The following is a 19,107-nucleotide window of genomic DNA, read 5'->3' on the forward strand; positions in this document are numbered from 1 at the left end:
CTGTGTTTTCTAGGCGTGCCCTGCCTCTTTTTGCTGCAACTCTGGGAGTAGCTTCGATTATGCCTGCTTTTTCTCACACAGAAGCCTCAAGCGCTCCTCATGAGATGATTCATCAACAGATAGCGTTGCCGCGCGTGCTCGTATTGGCGACTGGTGGCACGATATCCGGAAAGGCTGTCCCTCGGTCCGCCATTGGATACGACGCAGGCGCCGTAACGGGAGAGCAGTTGATTGCTGGTGTGCCGGGGGTCGAAAAACTAGCGCACTTGCAGGTAGAGCAGATCTCCAACATTGCATCCCAGAACATGAACAGCCAAGTCTGGTTCAAAATTGCCGAGCGTATTCAGAAGGCGTTCTCTAATAACGAAGCCGATGCTGTTGTGATCACTCATGGTACTGACACAATGGAAGAGACTGCTTTTTTTCTGGGGACCGTGATTGGAGATGCGCGGCCCGTTATTTTGACCGGGGCTATGAGGCCCAGCACAGCTATTAGTGCTGATGGCCCTGCAAATATGTATGAAGCTGTGAAAGTAGCGGTCGATCCGCAGGCCCGCGGGCGGGGTGTGATAGTCGTTTTGAATGACGAAGTGCAGTCGGCACGTGGTGTGAGCAAAATGCATACGACGTCTCTTCAGACATTTCGTTCGCCTAATCTTGGTCTTGTTGGATATGTTGATCCGGCAAGCGTGCGTTTTATTGCTCCGGTAAAGCCTGAGCATCATCTTGCTCTTCCGAGAGATCACAAATTGCCTCCCGTACAGATTGTATATGCCCATGCAGATATGGATGCGCAGCAGATCGACGATGCCGTCAGGCATGGCGCACGCGGTATCGTGATTGCAGGGATGGGGGACGGCAATGCTTCGAGTGATGCCCTGGCTGGCATGGAACGAGCTACGAAGGCCGGCGTAGTTGTCGTGCGCTCTACCCGTGTTGGCAGTGGTTTTGTAAACCGTAATGTAGAAGTTGACGATGACCGCTACGGTTTTGTGGCTTCTATGGATCTGAACCCACAAAAGGCGCGAATACTTCTTCAGCTGCTTCTGGCGAATGGAAAAAACACATCAGAAGATATTCAACCCATCTTCAACGCCGGGCTTTGAGTACGGAAATTTTGTATAACGAGTAATTAAATGAGGGCACGCCTTAAGAATTTATTGCGTGTGGATAAAGAATTGTCTGTTAAAAAAGCAGTTTTTTGCTTTCTGGTATTTGCAGGTGGTTTTTCATCTGCACATGCCGGTCAATGGTATACAGGTTCACTTGTTTCCCCGTCTGGCACAACACGCGAAGGAGTTTTGAATGTCGAACCTTACTTTTCTTACAGTCAGCCTCTAGGCAGCTTTGGTCCACACGGACGAACGCTACCAGCATCTCACCCCTTACAGCGCATGTTTTCAAACTCCACTCTCTGGAAATACGGAATCTCTCAAGACTTCAGTATTCAGATTCATACAATCGTTGATTACGGGTGGAAACATGCTGACGGCCATTCTCATGGCCCCAAAACAGGTGATGTCCCTGTTGATCTGATCTATCGTTTGGTAAGGCCCGACCCAAGACGTTACATTCCTGCCCTTAACCTCTTTGCAGGAATGATTTTTCCTACAGGTGACTACAAAAAACTACACGATATTCAGGATGGGGTAGGGAGTGGCGCTTATGTTTTTCGCTTCGCCTTAACTGCGCAGTCTACTTATACGCTGCCGGGTCATCATGAATTACGTGTACGAGCATGGAACTGGTTTCGGCGGGCAGTTACTTCGGCCACACTGACCGATGAAACAAGTTATGGCACGGCCTATGGTTTCCGGGGGCGTGGCAGGCCGGGAATGAGTGGACAAAGCGGGTTTTCGTTGGAGTATGGCTTGACCCAGAAGTGGGTCTTGGTCATGGATCTTGCGCGAGATTGGTCGAATGGTTCAGTCTTGCGTGGGCACGATAGTAACGGAACTTATGTCAGTAAAATGGGATCTGCTAACACAGATTGGCAAATTGCTCCGGCTTTTGAATACAACTGGAATGCAAACTGGGGCATAATTGCGGGGGCAGTGTCTTATTTTTCTGGTCACAATAAAAATATCCAAGTCTCCCCGCAATTTGCACTTAACGCCATGTTCTAGCTCAAGTTGACAAAAGATCTATACAATATTCCGATACCTGATTCACTTTCTGCTTGTGTTATATAAGGACAAAGAGAGCAGGTATGACACGAGGTAATCTGATAGATCTGGAATGGTTGATGATTGAGCCTTTTCTGCCTCCGGGCGCCAAGGTAGGGGGCGTCCAAGCGGAGATAACTGCCTGTTTTCAACGGTATGCTGCGTGTCGTGCACACAAACTGTCTGGGAGGAGGCGTGCATGAGTCCCACGGCAAGTGGAATTCGGTTTATGTTCGGTTTCCGGTGGGTTGAGCAGAGCGTCTGGGATGCCCTCTCGGCTTTACCCTCACAGGGGCGGTAGGTCTCAGACTACAAAGGCATATGTGCCCGGATGGAACTGCCGGTTTCAAATTCCGGGGCCATGCTGGCTGATTGGGTGTATGATAGCGACAGTTTCCGTCAGGATCTGCCGCAGCATGGTATCGTGCCGGACATTCCATCACGCAAAGGCCAAAGTGCGCCGCAGAAAATAGACTGGCGGCGTTACCGAGATCGCAACGGCATCGAACGGATATTCAATTATCGCTGCTAGGCTTTTTGGGGATCAGGTCTTTTGTCAACGTGAACTAAGGAGCGGGGCGCAGACCGTAGAACTCTCCGTACAAAGTGGATAGGGAAATGCTCTCTTTGGCACGGCGGGATTGCGGTTTCTTGAGAAGTAAGTTGAAGGGGGATGACACAATGACGTGACCTTCCTTCAGTAGCTCCGGAAAGTTTCGAACTTCAACGGATTACAGGCATTAAAAGCCACATCCATCTCATGTGAGGACGCGATGACAGCCACCCGCCGCAATCTTCTCGCCCTTTCGGCTTTGGGAGGCGCAGCCGCGCTGATGCCCCGAAGCGGACAGACCCAGGACGCACAGCATGCTGGAGATGTTACCCCGACTATCGGTGACATTGTGCGTGATACGCTCCCAGTGAATGTAATGCAGACGGGCCAGCGGTTTCGTCCTCCGACGCGCATTGGACTTGGTGGGGTCCCGATTGGAAATGGCTTTGCCGCTGGTACGGATGAAGATGCTGAAGCCACGTTGGAAGCAGCCTGGGCTTTAGGGATACGCTATTTTGATACGTCGCCTTGGTATGGTCTGGGCTTGAGTGAGCGTCGGTTTGGCCATTTTTTGCACACGCGGCCACGGGATGAATTTGTTCTGTCCACCAAGGTTGGCCGATTGCTAACCGCCGCTCCACAGCCGTCTAGTGGCACAATGTGGCATGATCCGTCTCCTTTCGCCTACCGCTATGACTACACGGCAGATGGCGTTCGACGGTCAATCGAGGACAGCCTTCAGAGACTGGGAATTTCCCGGCTTGATATCGTCTACATTCATGACCTTTCTCCAGAAAACAAGGATATGGGACAGCGTTGGACGGCTTATTTCGATCAAGCCGCTAAAGGCGCCATTCCGGCGCTGACCAGGATGCGGGAGGAAGGTCTCATCAAGGGGTGGGGGCTCGGGGTTAATACGCCTCAGGCTGTCCTGCGAACCCTTGAGATCGGGGACCCGGATATTGTCCTTCTGGCAACGCAATATTCCATTCTACGGCATGACGAAGCTCTGACGCATACTTTGCCTGCGCTTGCCCCTCGTGGCATTTCGGCCGTTATCGGCGCGCCTTTGAATGCAGGTTATGCTGCCGGACGCAATCGCTATGATTATGGCGGCACTATTCCATCCGGGATGGGGCGTAAGCGGGCGGCAATGGAAGTTATAGCCAAGAAGCACGGAATTGACCTTCGTACGACAGCACTTCAGTTCGCAGCCGCTCATCCGACAGTCGCAGCCGTCATTCCGGGTGCGCGTAATGCTGCCCAGATGCAGGCTAATGCGAAATCCATGGAAGTCTCGATTCCGACGGCATTTTGGGATGAACTCAGGAAGAACAATCTAATTGCGCAGACTGCACCTGTTCCTGCTCCAGTGTAACTACAAACTGGGCAGGTAGAGCGTTTGGTATCGCTTTTTTCTAAGGCATGGAAAGAGGTTTAGATCTTTTCCTGAGGAGAATATCATTTATTTTGGAAATGGTCGGAAGAGTAGGCACCAAGAGCGACTTGGAATTTGTTGAAACTCTTTATTGCTCACGCTATGGTTATTTTTTTTGATAATAGTATATAGTTTCCCATGCTAGTGTGGAATAACACACAATAAATACGAATAATCGGTCAGAGAAACATTATCTATAATACTTCAAGGTCTGCGTACTACTTGAAGAGACAATGCATTTCCTGTTTGCTGGGGCGCAGGTTGTCATCTTAGAAAAGCAATATCTGAAATACTTCTAGTATCCCTCCCTGCAAGACAGATTTGCGCTGGATGCAACCGAGGGGCGATTATGCTTTTTTTTATCAACAACCGCTGGATCCTGTTTGCCCCATGTTTGGAATGTAGGAGCAAAAAGGGGCCAGCGGTATGTCTCACTTGTGGTTATTGAGATGGGCTCTGAGAAGCATCTTTAGTCGTTTAGTCCGATCGAAATTCCCGCGAATATACCAAACCCGTCTCCCGGCTGCATGACTGAGAGCTGTCGGCCTCCTGCGATATATCCAGGTACCACAATGGAGGCATAATGTTTGTTGGTCAGATTGTTAAAAGACAGGAAGACTTGCCGGTGTTTCCCGGGCCATTCATAGCCAATGTTGGCATTATAGATATGATAAGAAGGCGCGAAATAAGTGTCGTCGTAAGACCCTGAAACCTTTGACGAAACCTGCGTATTGAACCCGGCATAAAAGCCATTTTTCAGGTCAAAACGGACTTCTCCCTGATAGAAATGAGCAGGAATTCCCGGAAGCTTGTTCCGCCCGAAAACGGCATCATTTTTGAAGTGAAAATCCTGGTAGGTATAGGATTGACGTAAGCCTAGTGTTCCGCCGGACCATTTATACAGATCTGTCTCCAGAGACGCTTCCACACCCTGATGCACGGTTGGGGACGCGTTTGAATAGGTCGCATTCCCATAAAGTTGTGACAATGGGGTCATGACAGACAGAAGTTCATTCCTCACAGAGGAATAGTAGTATGTGAGGCTCCATTTATTGTGTAGCCAGTTGCCCGTCGTACCAATTTCATACGTTGTTGCTGTCTGGTTTTCGAGGCTGGCTCCCGTTGCAGTCAAGCCTGCTGCAGGACCGGTTGTGTAGTTTGCGCCAGACAGAAGTTGCCAGTCATTAGGTGGCTGAAAACTGCGACTGACGTTTCCATAAACCGAGACATGCGGACTGATGACATACCGAAATCCCCCACGCGGGGTAAAGCCCACGGCCGAGGTGCCGAGAGAGCTTTGCGTAGGGTACGTCACAGCGGTAGAGCGCTGCACAAAGTCCAGTGCTCCAGCGGCGGTCAGCCAGAAATTATGAAAGAGTTCAAAGTTGTCTCTGATGTGGAAATAGTTGTCTGTTCCGCCGTAAGTAGCGTGTCGAAGCTTTGTTCCAAGCGGAATACCAGCATAAGTGCCGGTATACGTTCTGGTCCGCGTAGTTTGCCAGGCGTCCAGATCGCTATAGGTGTCAATGCCGAACAGCATATCATTGCTACGGCCCCACAGCTTGTCTTTCCGGCTGTATCGGATTACGCCCGCAATCGTCTTGTATCCCCAGATGCCCGCAGTTGTGCCATTCTCAATATCAATCGGAGCATCCTGATAATCAATTCCCAGCTCCAGTTTGGAATGATCGTCAATCCGGATGGTTGTCATGTTGCCATACCATTTTGAGCCCGGCTGAATGCGCTTGGAATGAAGCGCAACATAAGTCGATTGTGCCTGTTTCGGATTATCAATGATCTGATCTCGCGTCAGAAATCCTGGATATCCGTTTTGCGTCTGTCGATACCGGAAGAAGAACCGCGTAGAGACTTTATCATTGAAGCGGTATCCGTAGTTTGCGTTAACACCAAAACTGCTGGCCGCTGTCTGCTGCTGGTAGCCGCCTCGATAGGACTTGGTGATACTGACATAGTAGTCAGACTTCCCAATGACTTTTCCGGAACTGATCTGCTGCTTGTTATAGTTGAAGCTGCCTGCTTCTGCCCGAACCTGGAATAAGTCCGCATCATAACCCGTCGGGGTGACGTAGTTGATAGCGCCACCAAGTTGTACGCCGCCATAGTCAAACGCATTGGCGCCACGAAGTACTTCTGTATAACGCACGCCGAGTGTTTCAAATAATTCGTAAGGCGTGCCTGCCGGCGTCGTTACGGGGAGGCCGTCAAACATCATCAGAATGCCTGAACGAAAATAGTTTGTACCTGTTTGAATTCCGGAACCACGGATAGACAGACGCAAGCCATCACCTCCACCCGAACTCTGGGCAAAAACACCTGGCTGGAACGCAAGAACGTCAGCGTTAGTAAAGTTTCGGCCTTTCAAAACCTCGTGCGCGTCAATCACACTGACGCCACCGGGAATAGTGCTTAATGCTGCCTTCGATTGATCGACCACAGAGCGTCGACGGGTGGAAACCTTGATTGTTTCACTTGTCGGGGCGACGAAAGGTTTGGGCGCAGCAGAGCGATGAACCGCCTCAGAAGACTGTGTCCCACTAACGGCAGAGGGGGGTGTTACGAGTTTTTTACTCGAAGTGCCTGTACGGTGATGAGTTGGATGAGTTTTGTATTCTGCCGCTTCGCTCATGAGTGGCGTCATTGCGACCGCGCTTAACAAGAGGGAAGACAGGCGGCCGTGGGACACACCAAGGCGAAAACCTGTATGGGAATGCACCTGATTTTTCTTGCTCTTCATTTTCAAGCTCATTCTGAGGCGCAATTTTGCCCCATGTTTATTGATGCTCTGGCTCACATTTGGAGCTCTGAATTTTTAGGTGTGAATTCTGTAGCCGCACCTGCAACGGAGACTAATGCGGTATCTCTGGTCTCTTTCGTTTAATCGAAAGATAGAGAACACAGCATTGTTGCTTTGAGTGGGCGTGACGCAACTTCACAACAAGGCTTCTTGCCTTTTAGGCATCACCGCGCTTACATCGCATCCAAGTATTCCTTACCTAAAGACATATCACCAAATACGATGGTTAAAAAACTATATTACTTTTTTAGTTAGATTTATACAGGCGCATATATGATTATTAATCAGGTCTTATATGAAAATCTCTGAGTGATAAGGGCGGTGAGGGAATTCCGTCTTAAAAAGCGAAACGGCTAACGCAGCCTGAACCGTTCCTTTCAATGGCTCTTTTGGCGCGATCATTAGTGAAATTTTTTACGCTTCTGATGATCATTTCCAGACTGCTGAAGCGATATCGATGCGTGAAGGTAAAAGTCCTTCTTTTAAAAAACCGTCAGCAACCTGTTGCTGCTCCTGAATAATATCCGCGCTCATAGGCGCATAACCAAAATCACGTGTCTTGATTGCAGAATATACCGTATCGTACGGCAGTCCTGTTTGTGTTGCGAGAAGATGGGAAACTTCGGGCTTATGGATTTGTGCCCAGACATCCGTTTGAGCGATCTGATGAAGTGCTTCCCGAAGAAGATCAGGCTGACTTTCTGAAAATCCACGGCGAGCCAGGAAAAACTCTCGATTGGCGACCATATCCTGTGCGGTTGTCAGAATGCGTGGCCCACTGGACAGCGCTCCGGACAGATAGGGGTCCCATATTGCCCATGCATCGATCTGGCCGCTTTCAAAGGCTGAGCGAGCAGAGGGGGGCGTGAGATAGGCGGGTTTGATATCATGAAAAGATAGCCCGGCTTTATGCAGGGCCTGAAGAAGAAACCAGTGGACGTTGGACGCGCGATTGAGAGCGATCCGCTTGCCCTTTAGATCCGCGACGGTGCGGATCGAACTGTCTTTGGGGACAAGAATGGCTTCGGCTAGTGGGGCAGGAGGCTCATGTCCGACATAGACAAGTGCACCGGGGCTTGCGGCGGCTGCAAACACTGGCGGAGCATCGCCGGTCTGTCCCAAATCAAGTGCTCCCGTGACAAGTGCCTGCAGGAGTTGGGGGCCAGCCACGAATTCTGACCACACAACATTCGCGCGGCCAGCCAATGCCTTTTCCAAGGCGCCAGATGCTTTGAGTATAACCAGGGTGCTGTAGCGCTGATAGCCGATGCGGATAACCGGTGTTGCTGCGCGAGCTGGCGAGGCAAGGGTGAGTGCAAGAGTGCCAAAAAGTAAGTGGCGACGCTTGATAATGGCGCGTGTATCAGTCATGGAGCCGCCGTGTTGTATTGTGGTTCAGATGTTCCGAAGAGCTTTTCCCGTAGAGTTCCGGGTTGATATTCTGTCTTGTAACGGCCACGCTTTTGAAGCTCTGGCACGATATAAGTCACGAAGTCCTCGAAGCTTCCTGGGGTGATGGCGTAAGCGAGATTGAGACCGTCAATACCTGTGTCTTCAATCCATTTTTCAATCTGATCCGCGACTTTCTGCGGACCACCAACGAACGTTACGCCCATCCCCCCGATTGCCGCATGTTCTGCGAGTTCCCTTACGGTCCACACCCGTTTGGGATCTACAACGGTCAAGGCATCGATGGCGGAGTGAATGGCGTCATTACGAATATGACGGACAGGATCATCGAGATCGAAGGTCGAAAAATCGATCCCGGTCCATCCTGACATGAGCGTCAGAGCACCTTCGTGACTGACATACTTTCTGTATTCCGCCCATTTTTCTAAAGCGGCCTCATCGTTTTCGGCCGTTACGATGGTTACGAGAGAGAAAATCTTGAGTGATTTTCGTGACCGTCCTGTGCGCTGGAGCTCTGCTTCCAGCCCTGAAACGGCATGTTTCGCCACTTCTTTGGATGGGCCAGCAATAAAGACGCATTCAGCGTAATCTCCGGCAAAAGCCCGCCCTTTACTGGAAGTTCCGGCTTGATAGAGGACGGGTGTTCGCTGAGGTGAGGGTTCACAGAGATGAATTGCATCTACCTCAAAGTATTTTCCTTTATGCTGAAGGCGATGAACCTTTGTGGGATCCGTAAAGATCCCACTTTTTCTGTCCCGACGGACGGCGCCGTCCTCCCAGCTTTTTTCCCACAGACCTCGAAGAACCTGCATATAATCACGCGTGACATCGTAACGCTCATCATGAGATGTCTGTTGTTGCTGACCAACGCCTTTTGCGGCGCTGTTCAGATAACCCGTTACAATGTTCCACCCCATCCGCCCGTTGGTAAGGTGATCCAAGGTGCTGATGCGACGAGCAAAGGGGTAGGGATGTTCGAAAGAGAGAGTTGCCGTCAGCCCAAAGCCCAGATTTTCAGTGACCGCGGCCATGGCGGAAATCAGCATGGCCGGATCATTGACGGGAACCTGAGACGCATTGCGCAATGCCGCTTCCGGGCCGCCTCCATATACATCGTAGATGCCAAGAACATCTGCGATGAAAAGGCCGTCGAACAGTCCATGTTCAAGCGTTTTCGCCAGGTTCGTCCAGTATCCGATGGTGTTGTAATGCCATGACTGATCGTCCGGATGCCGCCATAGGCCGCTTGCCTGATGAGAGACGCAATTCATATCAAATGCGTTTACGGGGATAAAAGACACATGCGCTCCTTAACAACGATCACGGTAGGACGGCGGGGTGTTGCGACGTGAAAATGCGGCTCAGTTCACTCAGCCCTGATTGAAGAGGGCTGAATGCTGAAGAGATGTGTCTTGTCGGGCGGCTGGCCTTAGGACGCCCTTCAATGTGTCGTCGCCATCCGGGTCATAATTGAAGACATCCCAACGGATCACCTGATGCAATGTCAGACCGATCAGAGGGGCGCTCAAAATGAACCAGAAAAGGTTCGTTCCGAAATTTGCGTAGAGGCTGGGTAGAGCCCACATGGCCATCGTAGCGCCCAGGCCAGAAATCAGCCTGTTCATGCCAATGCCCACGCCCCGGATTTCGGTCGGGTAGGTGAGAGTGGCGTAGATCATCTGTTGGCAGCCGGGTCCGAAGCCTTGACCGAAGAGATACCCAGCGAAGCCACCGAGAACCGCTATGACACCTGCCGTGGAGTGTGGTGTGCCGACAATCGCCAGCGTTCCTATGGAAACAGCCTGAAGAATATATCCAACGATATTGACCTTGCGCGACGACACGTACCGCGCCAGACGAACCCCGATCAAACCGCCCGTAAATGCAAAGACAAGGTTCAGGATGATTGATGTAATCAGAACCTGCTTACGGTCGAGGTGCAGCATTCCTGCGAGCAAACTCGGCGCCCCAAACGCGATTGCCGCGTACGAATAAGCACTGACAATGGAAATGGTACTGACAAGAATTCCACGTTTGAGCAGGGGCTGACGGAAGAGCGGGGCAATCCCATGAGGTTGTGGCCGGATAGGCGGAGCTTCAATCTGAAGAACGGGATCAATGCCATGAGACGCCCGTAAAATCTCCGCTGCTTTCTCCAGATCGCCGTTCCGGGCGATCCAGATAGGGGATTCACTCATGTATCGGTTACGGACGAGGATGATCAGAAGCGCAGGAAGCGCCCCGAAGGCCAGTGAAGCGCGCCATAGCCAATCCGGGTGGGCGGTAGGAACGACCGCGTCTAGGGCAAAAACGAGGAAAAAGCACAGTGAAGAGGCGGCATACCACGTTGGGCACCATGCTGCAGCTCGGCTCGCTTTGCTTCCTTTTCCACTCAGCTTTGAAAACTCTGACAGGAACGCCATGGCCACAGGCAGGTCCATTCCGACACCAAAACCCATAGCGAAACGGGCAAGGATCAGGATGGTGGCAGTGGGGGCCATGCCTGCCACGAGGGCCGCGATGACAAAGCAGATCATATCCGCCATGAAAACGGCGTATCGCCCAATCCGGTCAGTCAGCCATCCGCCTGCAATGCTCCCGACAATCGTCCCGGCACTCATCGCTGCTGCAACCATGCCGGTGGCAGATGTCGTGAGACCAAAGTGCTTTTGTACGTCACCAATGCCGTAGGACAGCGTCGTCAGGTCATAGGCGTCAAGAAAGACACCGCCGAGAGCAAGGGCAACAATGATGTTTGCGTGACCGCCGCCCTGAGGTCCTGCGTTGACGATGGCAGAAACATCATCTGCATGACGGATTACGGGGCGGGGCGTTCCGGATGCGGCAGTTTGAGCAGACGTCATAAGTGCACCTGTTCAGAGTATATCGAGATCTGAAGAATATCGGCCAGCCTGGAGGCTACAGACTGGGAGTTGGCCGTTACCTCCGGGAAGCCCATCAGCTCACCGAAAGTCCCGCGGGAAAGCGGGCCAGCGACAAGGAGGCCCGACACTGGCAGGCCGTCGACAAGTGCTGAGTGATCTTTGTCGGTCCAAAGCCCGAGACCAACAGGATCTCTCTGCACAAAGCCATCCTGAGCCAGACGGGAAAGAAAACCAGGCTTGGTTAGAATGCCTGCATGGTCAGGGCCGGTGGTATTGATCAGGATGTCTGCATGGACCGTGCGGCTTCGTTCCCCACGCTCCCGAAGGTGTAGAGTAAGGCCATCAGGGGCGGCTTCTGCGCTCTCAACCCGAGCAGCAAGCACTGTGAGTAACCCTGTTTCTGATCTCAGGTTTAAAGCGCGTTCGACCTGTGGCGCGATCCGAAAACGATGGACATCCCAGAATGGTCGAAGATGGCGGACAAGACGACGCTGTTCCACGACCGGCAGAGCCGTCCAGATGGTCTTCCCTTGGCGACGTACAGCATCAAGCGTGTCTTGCCATGGCCTTTCAGAGGCAGAAGCAAGGGTCTTGCGAATACGTCTGAGCAGACCCCGCGCCGTCTGTTCGGGGTTGGTGGAAAAATCCCCAAATAGACTGGCAGGCCCATGTGAATGCCCTCGGGAGCGCAGACCACGGCGAGAGACCGCAGTGATAGGGCCAAGATGCCCCTGTGCTGCGAGAGTTGCCACAACATCTGCCATCGTGAGCCCGGTACCTATAATGGCAATCCGTGCCCGAGGGTCTATGGTCTTGAAGACATCTTTTGCCCACGGATCAGAGATTACTCGCGGATCGTGCGCGATCCCTTTGAGTGGGGTCGGCAGCGCTGGGGCAGGATGCGAAGTCGCAATGACAACATAGGCAGCAGTATAAATCGCGCCGTGGGCGGTCCGGATCTGCCAGTACTTGCCGGTATGATGTACAGACACCACAGTGTCCTGAACATGCTGAAGTGTCTCATTGACGAGAAATGGCGTTATTCTCTCAAAAAGATAACGACCAAACTCTGCACGCGTCGGATAAACGTCTCCAGAGGGCAAGAATGCTTCCGGATCACAGGTTTTATGACTGTGCCATTTGAACCAGTCCGCAAAGTCGTCAGGTCTTTCTGTATCGATGCTCATCCGCGAAGCGGGCACATTGATTCGATGTTGCGGGTCCTTGCTGCCATAGGCGACGCCTGCGCCCAACCGGGGGCGAGGCTCGAAGATCACAACGCTACCAGCACCCAGATCTCGGCGTTTACGAAGAAGATGGTACGCAATCATCGTGCCGGTCGCTCCGCCACCGATAATTGCTACAGGGGCAGAAACAGGCAGACGGCTGAGCTGGACTTCCGCGTTCATGAAGAGGCTTGGGCCGGGCGATAGGAGTTGGCAATCGTCTCGCCAAACGGCCCCATATTGTTCAGACCGCCGGCTGCCCGTGTCGGATGGGCCGTCGGAAGTAGCGGAAGGACCAGTTCGCCAAAGCTGTAAGCTTCTTCCAGATGAGGGTATCCAGAGAGAATGAAGCTGTCGCAACCAGCGCGTCTGTATTCATCAATCCGCTCGGCAATGGTGGCCGGATCACCGACAAGAGCCGTGCCAGCTCCACCTCTGACCAGCCCGACGCCAGCCCAGAGGTTGGGACTGACTTCCAGCTTGTCCCGTCGTCCGCCATGCAGGGCGCTCATGCGGGACTGCCCTACAGAGTCTAGCCTTGAGAATACAGACTGGGCCTGCGCGATGGTCGCATCATCAAGGCGGGAGATCAGACGGTTTGCCGCAGCCCAGGCCTCTTCAGTTGTCTCACGAGCGATGACATGAAACCTGATCCCGAAACTGACTTCGCGTCCTTCACGAGCTGCGGCCTCGCGAACACGGGAAATTTTTTCCTTAACAAGTTCCGGTGGCTCTCCCCACGTCAAATACTTGTCGATCCGCTTGGCCGCGACCTGAATTCCTGCCTCAGAAGAACCGCCGAAATACAGAGGTGGGCCGCCAGCCTGATGTGGCGGATAAAGGATCTGGCCGCCCGCAATATGAAAGTGCTTACCCTCGTGATTGACGGTGTCACCCTTGAGAAGGCGAGAGTAGATCGACAGGAATTCGTCAGTAATTTCGTAGCGGGTGGCATGGTCGAAAAAGAGACCATCTCCCTCGTTCTCTTTCGGATCTCCGCCGGTCACAACGTTGATTAGCAAGCGCCCTCCGGATAACCGATCAAGGGTTGCCGTCATACGTGCCGCGAAGGTTGGAGACTGTAACCCAGGGCGCACGGCCACCAGAAATTTCAGCCGTTCAGTGGACGTAATAAGGGAGGACGCAACGATCCAGGAGTCTTCGCAACTCCGACCTGTGGGGAGGAGGACGCCGTAATATCCCAAACTGTCCGCAGCCCGTGCGACCTGTTGGAGGTAAGGCAGGTCAACGCTGCGGCCACCTTCCTGCGTTCCCAGATATCGGCTGTCTCCATGAGTTGGAAGGAACCAAAGAACGTTGATTTTCTCGGGGACACCCCCGATGGCGGCATTTGTGATCATGAGAAACTCGCTGTCTGGGCGTGAACGGGTAGGGGGAGCTGATGGGCCGGATGACTTGTCGGAAGGCGATCAAAACCGAACAGGCGATGACGCAGTGTCTCTGGATGGGTATTGCGCTCTGGCAGGCGACCACGCTTGCGAAGCTCAGGAGCGATCAATTCTCCAAAGTCTCTGGCCGTCTCGAACGTGTGGTATTGGCGGAGATTAATTCCGTCGATGCCATCTTCGTCGAGCCAGTCTTCGACGGCATCCGCGATCTGGGACGGTGTGCCGGCGACGAAAAAACGGCCCTGTTCAAAGCTGGCAATCTGGTCCAGCGCGCTGCCAACTGTCTGATCAGAGCCAAATCGGCGTCCCATGTTTCCAAACGGACGCCCCGATTGCTCAAGCGCCTCACCAATGGTCAGGGAGCGGTCAAAATTCCGCAAATCAATCTCGGCCTGCGCGTGGACATGAGCAGCCTCAACGCTATAGCGCTCACGGTAGCGGTTCAGCTTCTCCTGAGCCTCGACTTCTGTATTCCCAGCGATGAGCCCAGCCATGACGTAGAATTTCAGGTCGTTGGGGTCTCGTCCGTTCAGGGCCGCCTGCTCGCGTGTCTGTGCAATGTTGTGGCGAATTTCCTCGCGCGTACGGCCACCAATGAAAACGGCCTCCGCGTGGCGAGCTGCAAATTCCAAGCCACGCTTGGAGCCGGTCGCTTGGAATAAAACGGGCGTGCGCTGGCGTGTGGGCTGCACAAGATGTGGACCCTCCACCTGATGATGCCGACCCTTGTGATTGATGTAATGAACACGATCCGGGTGTGTGAAAACGTCCTTCTCACGATCAATGACCAGGGCGTCTTCGTCCCAGCTCTGTTCCCAGAGCTTGTAGAGAACCTCAAGATATTCCTCAGCCCGCTCGTAGCGCTCGTCGTGCTCGATTTCGTCTGCAAGGCCAAAGTTTCTGGCGGCGTTTGGAAGGTAGGAAGTCACGATGTTCCAGCCAACTCGCCCTTCTGTCAGAAGATCGAGTGTGCTCATGCGTCGGGCAAAGGCAAACGGCGGCTCATAAGTCGTTGAAAATGTTGCGGCAAACCCTAGACGCGTGGTGACAGCGGCCATAGCCGGGATCAGGGAGAGCGGATCGAGGTTCGGGATTTGCACGCCGAGCCGAAGGGCAGGGTCAAGTCCGTTAAAACGGTCATAAACCCCGATGACATCGGCAAGAAAAATTGCGTCGAAGCCTGCGTCTTCCGCGAGGCGCGCCTGTTCCAGCCAGAATGCCATTTCTCCAAAACGGTGGCGATTGTTGTCAGGCGCCGTCCACATTCCGTGGACGATGTGACTTACGCAAGCCATCTCAAACAGATTGACTCTTAACTGCTTAAGGGCCGATGCCTTACTCATGCCGGCTCCTTGGAGAGACTTTTCTTCAGACCTTCACGGTACGGCGTCCAAAGAGGGGTATCATTTAAGGCCAGATCCCCGAGTTCCCGACGGCGCTGGGCCGCAGGGTTATGTGAGGACAGAACGCGAGCATTGCGCCAATGGCGATCCAGATTTCTGGTCTGACTGGTGGCCGATGCGCCGCCAACTTCAAAAAGTAAATTTGCGGCTTCAAGCGTCTGGTCAATCACGATCTGCTGCGCTTTGAAGGCGGCTTCTTCTGCCTCACTAAACGTAACGCTTTCGGTATCGCCCCTTAGCCACGCGGGCTCAGCCTCCGTCAAAGCGTCCGAAACGCGATCGACCAGAGCAGACGTTGAGAAGGCAAGAGCAGACAGTCGCCCAACGACGCTCTGAACAACGGAATCTTCCCGTTGGATAACTTTGCCGGGAACACCGAAGGTTCGCGTTCGGGGCCGCACAAAGTCAATCGCATCGCGCAGTACGGCGGCTGAAATTCCTGCCAGAGCTGCAAGATGAAATTGCTGATAGTAAGCGGCGAGATAAGAATGCGCAGGAATATTTCCGGGCTCGGAGCGGTCCAGAATTTGTGTCGGAGCAATTAAAACGTTGTCGAAAACAGTTGTCCCGCTGCCGGTCAGGCGCTGACCAAAACCATCCCAGTCGTCAATTCGTGTGACACCTGAGGCCTCTGAAGGGACCAGAACATGCGCGCGCTGTTCTCCCTCTGCGGCCCAGACAATGATCCAGTCAGCATAGAGGGTGCCAGTCGAATAGTACTTTATACCATTCAGGCGATACTCCTGTCCGTCGGAACTCAGTTGCGTCGATACGCCCGTTTCGTCTGAGCGTTCCGCCATCGCCGCGCCAAAAAGAGCGCCATCACGGATGCGGTCAAACCATTCGGCAGATTTGTGTGAATGGCGGAGCCTGCCTTCAATAAAGGCAAAATGAGCACGGAAAATCTGTGGAAGGTTAGAGTCTGCTGTCGCTAGCTCTTTCAGTAGGGTGAAGCTCTGTTTCAAAGAAGCTCCATACCCGCCCAATTTACTTGGAAGGCGGACGCGTCCCAGTCCCGCAGTTTTCAGATCCTGCACAATGCTTCTCACAAGCGCGGGGTCGTGCTCGAACTCCCGTGATGCACGCGTTATCGTTTCTATGATCGGCTGAAAGCGTTCTCTGGCAGAGACGAAATTGGCGGAAGAGGACATATAACGACACCTAACGAATATAAGGCGGAATTAACTAGTTTTCGTAGTTTATGATGCGCACCAAACCGGGATAAGCGTAATTTTTAATTCGTCATCTCTCCCATTAATTATTTCAATAGGAACTCAGAGAACGGCTCTTTCCCTAGGTTTTATGGGGAAAATTGTGCCTTTTAAATACAACATTAAAAATACGTTGTTATTAACGTTCATACATTTGGATATGTGAATAAAGGAATCGTCGGTAGGAAATGCGCCTCCGGACGGTCGATTTTTATGTTCCGAGATATCACCCAAATGTTGAGAAACGAGTCATGAAAGCCTTCTACGAGCGGCACACACGCATTCTCCTCCTTGGCATGACCGTCCTTTCAACATGCACCATGATTCCCACGGCTATTGCCCAAGATGCTGAAAGGAACAAACGCTCTGGTCCGCGAGCCCTTCATGTCGGACCGGCGGTCAGTCGTCCCAACACTCCGGTTGCTCCGAAGCGCTTAAAAGGCGACGCAATTTCTCCTCATTCAAAGAGCGAGGATATCAGTGTCACTGGGTCGAATAGCGTCCGCACAGCCGCAAAGCGCATGAGAAAGGTGCCGGGAAATTTCACGGTTATCAGCAGCAAGGAAGTTGAGAAAGGGAGGTCAGCCACGCTTGAGGACACTTTGGCGTTTCAGCCTGGTATTTTCGCGCAAGCAACCAGTGGAAGCACCGGAAACAAGATCTCCATAAGAGGATCGGGCGCAGGGGTATTCTATGGAGGTTACAGCCTCGGAATGAAATACCTGATTGATGGATTGACTGTCAGCGGTGTGGGAGGATTTCAGGAAGATCGCCTCAACAATACCGGATATCAGCGCACAGAAGTCCTTTATGGTGCCAACGCGTTCGACTACGCTGCGACCGCTCTTGGTGGCGGCATCAATTTCGTAACACATACCGGGGTCTCTGCGCCCGGGTTCATGGCCCGTTTCGAAGCTGGCAGCTACGGCACACTGAAAGAACAGGTCAGTCAGGGGGGGACGTTCAGCAATAAGAAAGGCGATTATTACGTCACTGTAGCGCGAACCAACCGACAGGGCTTCCAAAGCTATACGGCGATGCATCGTACCGATGTTGTCGCAAATCTAGGCTACCGCTTCACCGACAAACTGTCTGCACGACTTATTTTTAAATGGGACGAGGGGTTCGGCCATTATGGTGGCCTGCTGACACTGGCCCAACTTCGCAAAAGCCCCAGCATTAATCCAAACGACTGGGGAGGGCGCCCGACCAGAAGCACTATGCTGGGATTTAAAACCAATTACATTTTCGATGATGATTCCAGGTTGGAATACGGCATAACGTGGAACGATTATCCGCTCTTTAACGGGACAAATACGCAGCAGTTTAACCTGTGGCGTTCCACGGACATTAACAATTCTGTCAAATATAACCGGAGTGATCGTCTTCTCGGGCGGAAGATTGAAAGCAATTTTATTCTGAGTGATGTGCATATGGTGTCGGGAGACTCTCGATATTATACATCGTCCGTCCCATCCACGACTTATAATAGAGAAGACTGGACGCTGCACCAGCGGGTCAAATACGGCGGATCACATGATCTGGTTTTTGCGGCCGGGAATAATTTCAATATTTTCAATCGGCTTTGGCTGACTAGCGGCTTTTCAGTCATCTGGGTTGATCGCAATATTCGCGTTGTTGACCGCTTGATACCGAACTCAGCGCTTCAGAGCCGTGAGCACTATAATAATGTCTTCATTACGCCGCGCGTCGGTTTACGGTATGAAATTAATCCGGACATTGACGTCTTCGCCAACTTCAGTCGCTTGATCGACCCTCCGGTGACCTGGAACTACCATGATGTCAAAGGGGGCAGCCCGTATAATGACACGGGAACTGTAGGGCCATTGAAAGCCCAGCGGGCTAACTCGGCGGAAATTGGTATCCGAGGTCATGTCGGCATATTCGACGGAAATCTAACCCTTTATCGGAGTTGGGTTAAAGACGAACTGCTGTCCGTCGTCGTTACACGCGCGACAAATACAACAGCCGAGATTACCAGAACGTCTAACGCAAGTCCGACAATTCATCAGGGCATTGAAGCCGGACTCTCAACGAAACTCTTTAATCTGCATCAATATGGCGCCTTGTCCTTCCGTCAGGCTCTTACGGTCAATGACTTTTATTACAGGCATGACTCCCTTCTTGGGCAAAACAAGCTGCCGTCGATCCCGACATGGCAATATCAAGCCGAACTCCAGTATAATAATCCTCTGGGGTTCTATGCGAACTTCGATTTCAGGTCGTCCTCAAGCTATTATGTCGATTACGCCAATACACTGAAGGCACCCAGATATGGGATATTCGGCCTGAAGCTTGGTTATGAGGCAAAAAGCAAAATCTGGAGCACTTTTCTTGATTTCCGCAATCTCGGAAACAAGCATTACGCCACGGCAGCTTATACTGCCTACAATCTGAACCATACTGATTCCGCAATGTTTTACCCGGGTGACGGATTCAGTGTGTTTGGCGGCGTGACTGTACACCTCACTGACTTGGGAAGGCACTTCTGATGAGGCATTGGTTTTTTCCCAAGACAGTTCATTGGTCAGATATTCGCTCATACGTGCCGATTCTAAGAGTATGACCAGA

Annotated in this window: 13 protein-coding genes; 5 read left to right on the plus strand and 8 right to left on the minus strand. The window is 52.4% G+C overall.

The genetic code is table 11. The features are described 5' to 3' along the window. Positions 1-2 precede the first annotated feature (2 nt). The 4 genes from JN414_RS12320 to JN414_RS12335 all read left to right on the plus strand — a co-directional run bounded on the left by JN414_RS12320 (position 3) and on the right by JN414_RS12335 (position 4,096). On the plus strand, positions 3-1,106 hold the full coding sequence (locus JN414_RS12320) for an asparaginase (RefSeq protein ID WP_202208199.1): 1,104 nt from the start codon (positions 3-5) through the stop codon (positions 1,104-1,106). A 30-nt stretch (positions 1,107-1,136) separates the two neighbouring features. Further along, positions 1,137-2,126 (plus strand): transporter, encoded by a 990-nt coding sequence (locus tag JN414_RS12325; RefSeq protein WP_237390034.1) that lies wholly within the window; start codon positions 1,137-1,139, stop codon positions 2,124-2,126. A gap of 370 nt (positions 2,127-2,496) precedes the next feature. Further along, on the plus strand, positions 2,497-2,697 hold the full coding sequence (locus tag JN414_RS12330) for a hypothetical protein (RefSeq protein WP_237390035.1): 201 nt from the start codon (positions 2,497-2,499) through the stop codon (positions 2,695-2,697). Between the two features lie 241 nt (positions 2,698-2,938). Continuing rightward, on the plus strand, positions 2,939-4,096 hold the full coding sequence (locus JN414_RS12335; protein WP_202208143.1) for an aldo/keto reductase: 1,158 nt from the start codon (positions 2,939-2,941) through the stop codon (positions 4,094-4,096). 529 nt (positions 4,097-4,625) lie between these two features. Here the strand turns inward: JN414_RS12335 and JN414_RS12340 are convergent. The 8 genes from JN414_RS12340 to JN414_RS12375 all read right to left on the minus strand — a co-directional run bounded on the left by JN414_RS12340 (position 4,626) and on the right by JN414_RS12375 (position 16,455). Beyond that, positions 4,626-6,911, minus strand: a complete 2,286-nt coding sequence (locus tag JN414_RS12340; protein WP_237390036.1) for a TonB-dependent receptor domain-containing protein — start codon at positions 6,909-6,911, stop codon at positions 4,626-4,628. 489 nt (positions 6,912-7,400) lie between these two features. After that, positions 7,401-8,342, minus strand: a complete 942-nt coding sequence (locus JN414_RS12345) for an aliphatic sulfonate ABC transporter substrate-binding protein (RefSeq protein WP_202208145.1) — start codon at positions 8,340-8,342, stop codon at positions 7,401-7,403. Then, positions 8,339-9,652: an LLM class flavin-dependent oxidoreductase gene (locus JN414_RS12350; protein WP_202208201.1), complete on the minus strand. Its 1,314-nt coding sequence runs from the start codon at positions 9,650-9,652 to the stop codon at positions 8,339-8,341. Before JN414_RS12350 ends, JN414_RS12345 begins: the two co-directional genes overlap by 4 nt. A gap of 99 nt (positions 9,653-9,751) precedes the next feature. Then, complete coding sequence (locus JN414_RS12355) at positions 9,752-11,245, minus strand: MFS transporter (RefSeq protein ID WP_202208146.1); 1,494 nt, start codon at positions 11,243-11,245, stop codon at positions 9,752-9,754. Next, positions 11,242-12,675 (minus strand): FAD/NAD(P)-binding protein, encoded by a 1,434-nt coding sequence (locus JN414_RS12360; protein WP_202208147.1) that lies wholly within the window; start codon positions 12,673-12,675, stop codon positions 11,242-11,244. The genes JN414_RS12355 and JN414_RS12360 overlap by 4 nt, the downstream gene beginning before the upstream one ends. Next, complete coding sequence (gene ssuD, locus JN414_RS12365) at positions 12,672-13,853, minus strand: FMNH2-dependent alkanesulfonate monooxygenase (protein ID WP_202208148.1); 1,182 nt, start codon at positions 13,851-13,853, stop codon at positions 12,672-12,674. Before ssuD ends, JN414_RS12360 begins: the two co-directional genes overlap by 4 nt. Beyond that, positions 13,850-15,244 carry an NtaA/DmoA family FMN-dependent monooxygenase gene (locus tag JN414_RS12370; RefSeq protein WP_237390038.1) on the minus strand — a complete coding sequence of 465 codons (1,395 nt, stop codon included), beginning with the start codon at positions 15,242-15,244 and terminating at the stop codon, positions 13,850-13,852. Before JN414_RS12370 ends, ssuD begins: the two co-directional genes overlap by 4 nt. After that, positions 15,241-16,455 (minus strand): acyl-CoA dehydrogenase family protein, encoded by a 1,215-nt coding sequence (locus JN414_RS12375; RefSeq protein WP_202208149.1) that lies wholly within the window; start codon positions 16,453-16,455, stop codon positions 15,241-15,243. Before JN414_RS12375 ends, JN414_RS12370 begins: the two co-directional genes overlap by 4 nt. A 311-nt stretch (positions 16,456-16,766) precedes the next feature. Here JN414_RS12375 and JN414_RS12380 point away from each other — a divergent pair, with 311 nt between their 5' ends. Further along, positions 16,767-19,028, plus strand: coding sequence for a TonB-dependent receptor domain-containing protein (locus tag JN414_RS12380; RefSeq protein ID WP_202208150.1), 2,262 nt, complete (start codon positions 16,767-16,769; stop codon positions 19,026-19,028). Positions 19,029-19,107 lie beyond the last annotated feature (79 nt).

The sequence above is a fragment of the Gluconobacter sp. Gdi genome (genome assembly GCF_014132155.1).
GTDB lineage: Bacteria > Pseudomonadota > Alphaproteobacteria > Acetobacterales > Acetobacteraceae > Gluconobacter.

What these genes read in the sequence shown, in the direction of transcription:
- JN414_RS12370 (WP_237390038.1), bottom strand. Translation starts at nt 15,244, where the DNA reads ATGAGTAAGGCATCGGCCCTTAAGCAGTTAAGAGTCAATCTGTTTGAG.
- JN414_RS12360 (WP_202208147.1), bottom strand. Translation starts at nt 12,675, where the DNA reads ATGAACGCGGAAGTCCAGCTCAGCCGTCTGCCTGTTTCTGCCCCTGTA.
- JN414_RS12335 (WP_202208143.1), top strand. Translation starts at nt 2,939, where the DNA reads ATGACAGCCACCCGCCGCAATCTTCTCGCCCTTTCGGCTTTGGGAGGC.
- JN414_RS12355 (WP_202208146.1), bottom strand. Translation starts at nt 11,245, where the DNA reads ATGACGTCTGCTCAAACTGCCGCATCCGGAACGCCCCGCCCCGTAATC.
- JN414_RS12325 (WP_237390034.1), top strand. Translation starts at nt 1,137, where the DNA reads ATGAGGGCACGCCTTAAGAATTTATTGCGTGTGGATAAAGAATTGTCT.
- JN414_RS12380 (WP_202208150.1), top strand. Translation starts at nt 16,767, where the DNA reads ATGAAAGCCTTCTACGAGCGGCACACACGCATTCTCCTCCTTGGCATG.
- JN414_RS12330 (WP_237390035.1), top strand. Translation starts at nt 2,497, where the DNA reads ATGGAACTGCCGGTTTCAAATTCCGGGGCCATGCTGGCTGATTGGGTG.
- ssuD (WP_202208148.1), bottom strand. Translation starts at nt 13,853, where the DNA reads ATGATCACAAATGCCGCCATCGGGGGTGTCCCCGAGAAAATCAACGTT.
- JN414_RS12375 (WP_202208149.1), bottom strand. Translation starts at nt 16,455, where the DNA reads ATGTCCTCTTCCGCCAATTTCGTCTCTGCCAGAGAACGCTTTCAGCCG.
- JN414_RS12350 (WP_202208201.1), bottom strand. Translation starts at nt 9,652, where the DNA reads ATGAATTGCGTCTCTCATCAGGCAAGCGGCCTATGGCGGCATCCGGAC.
- JN414_RS12340 (WP_237390036.1), bottom strand. Translation starts at nt 6,911, where the DNA reads ATGAAGAGCAAGAAAAATCAGGTGCATTCCCATACAGGTTTTCGCCTT.
- JN414_RS12345 (WP_202208145.1), bottom strand. Translation starts at nt 8,342, where the DNA reads ATGACTGATACACGCGCCATTATCAAGCGTCGCCACTTACTTTTTGGC.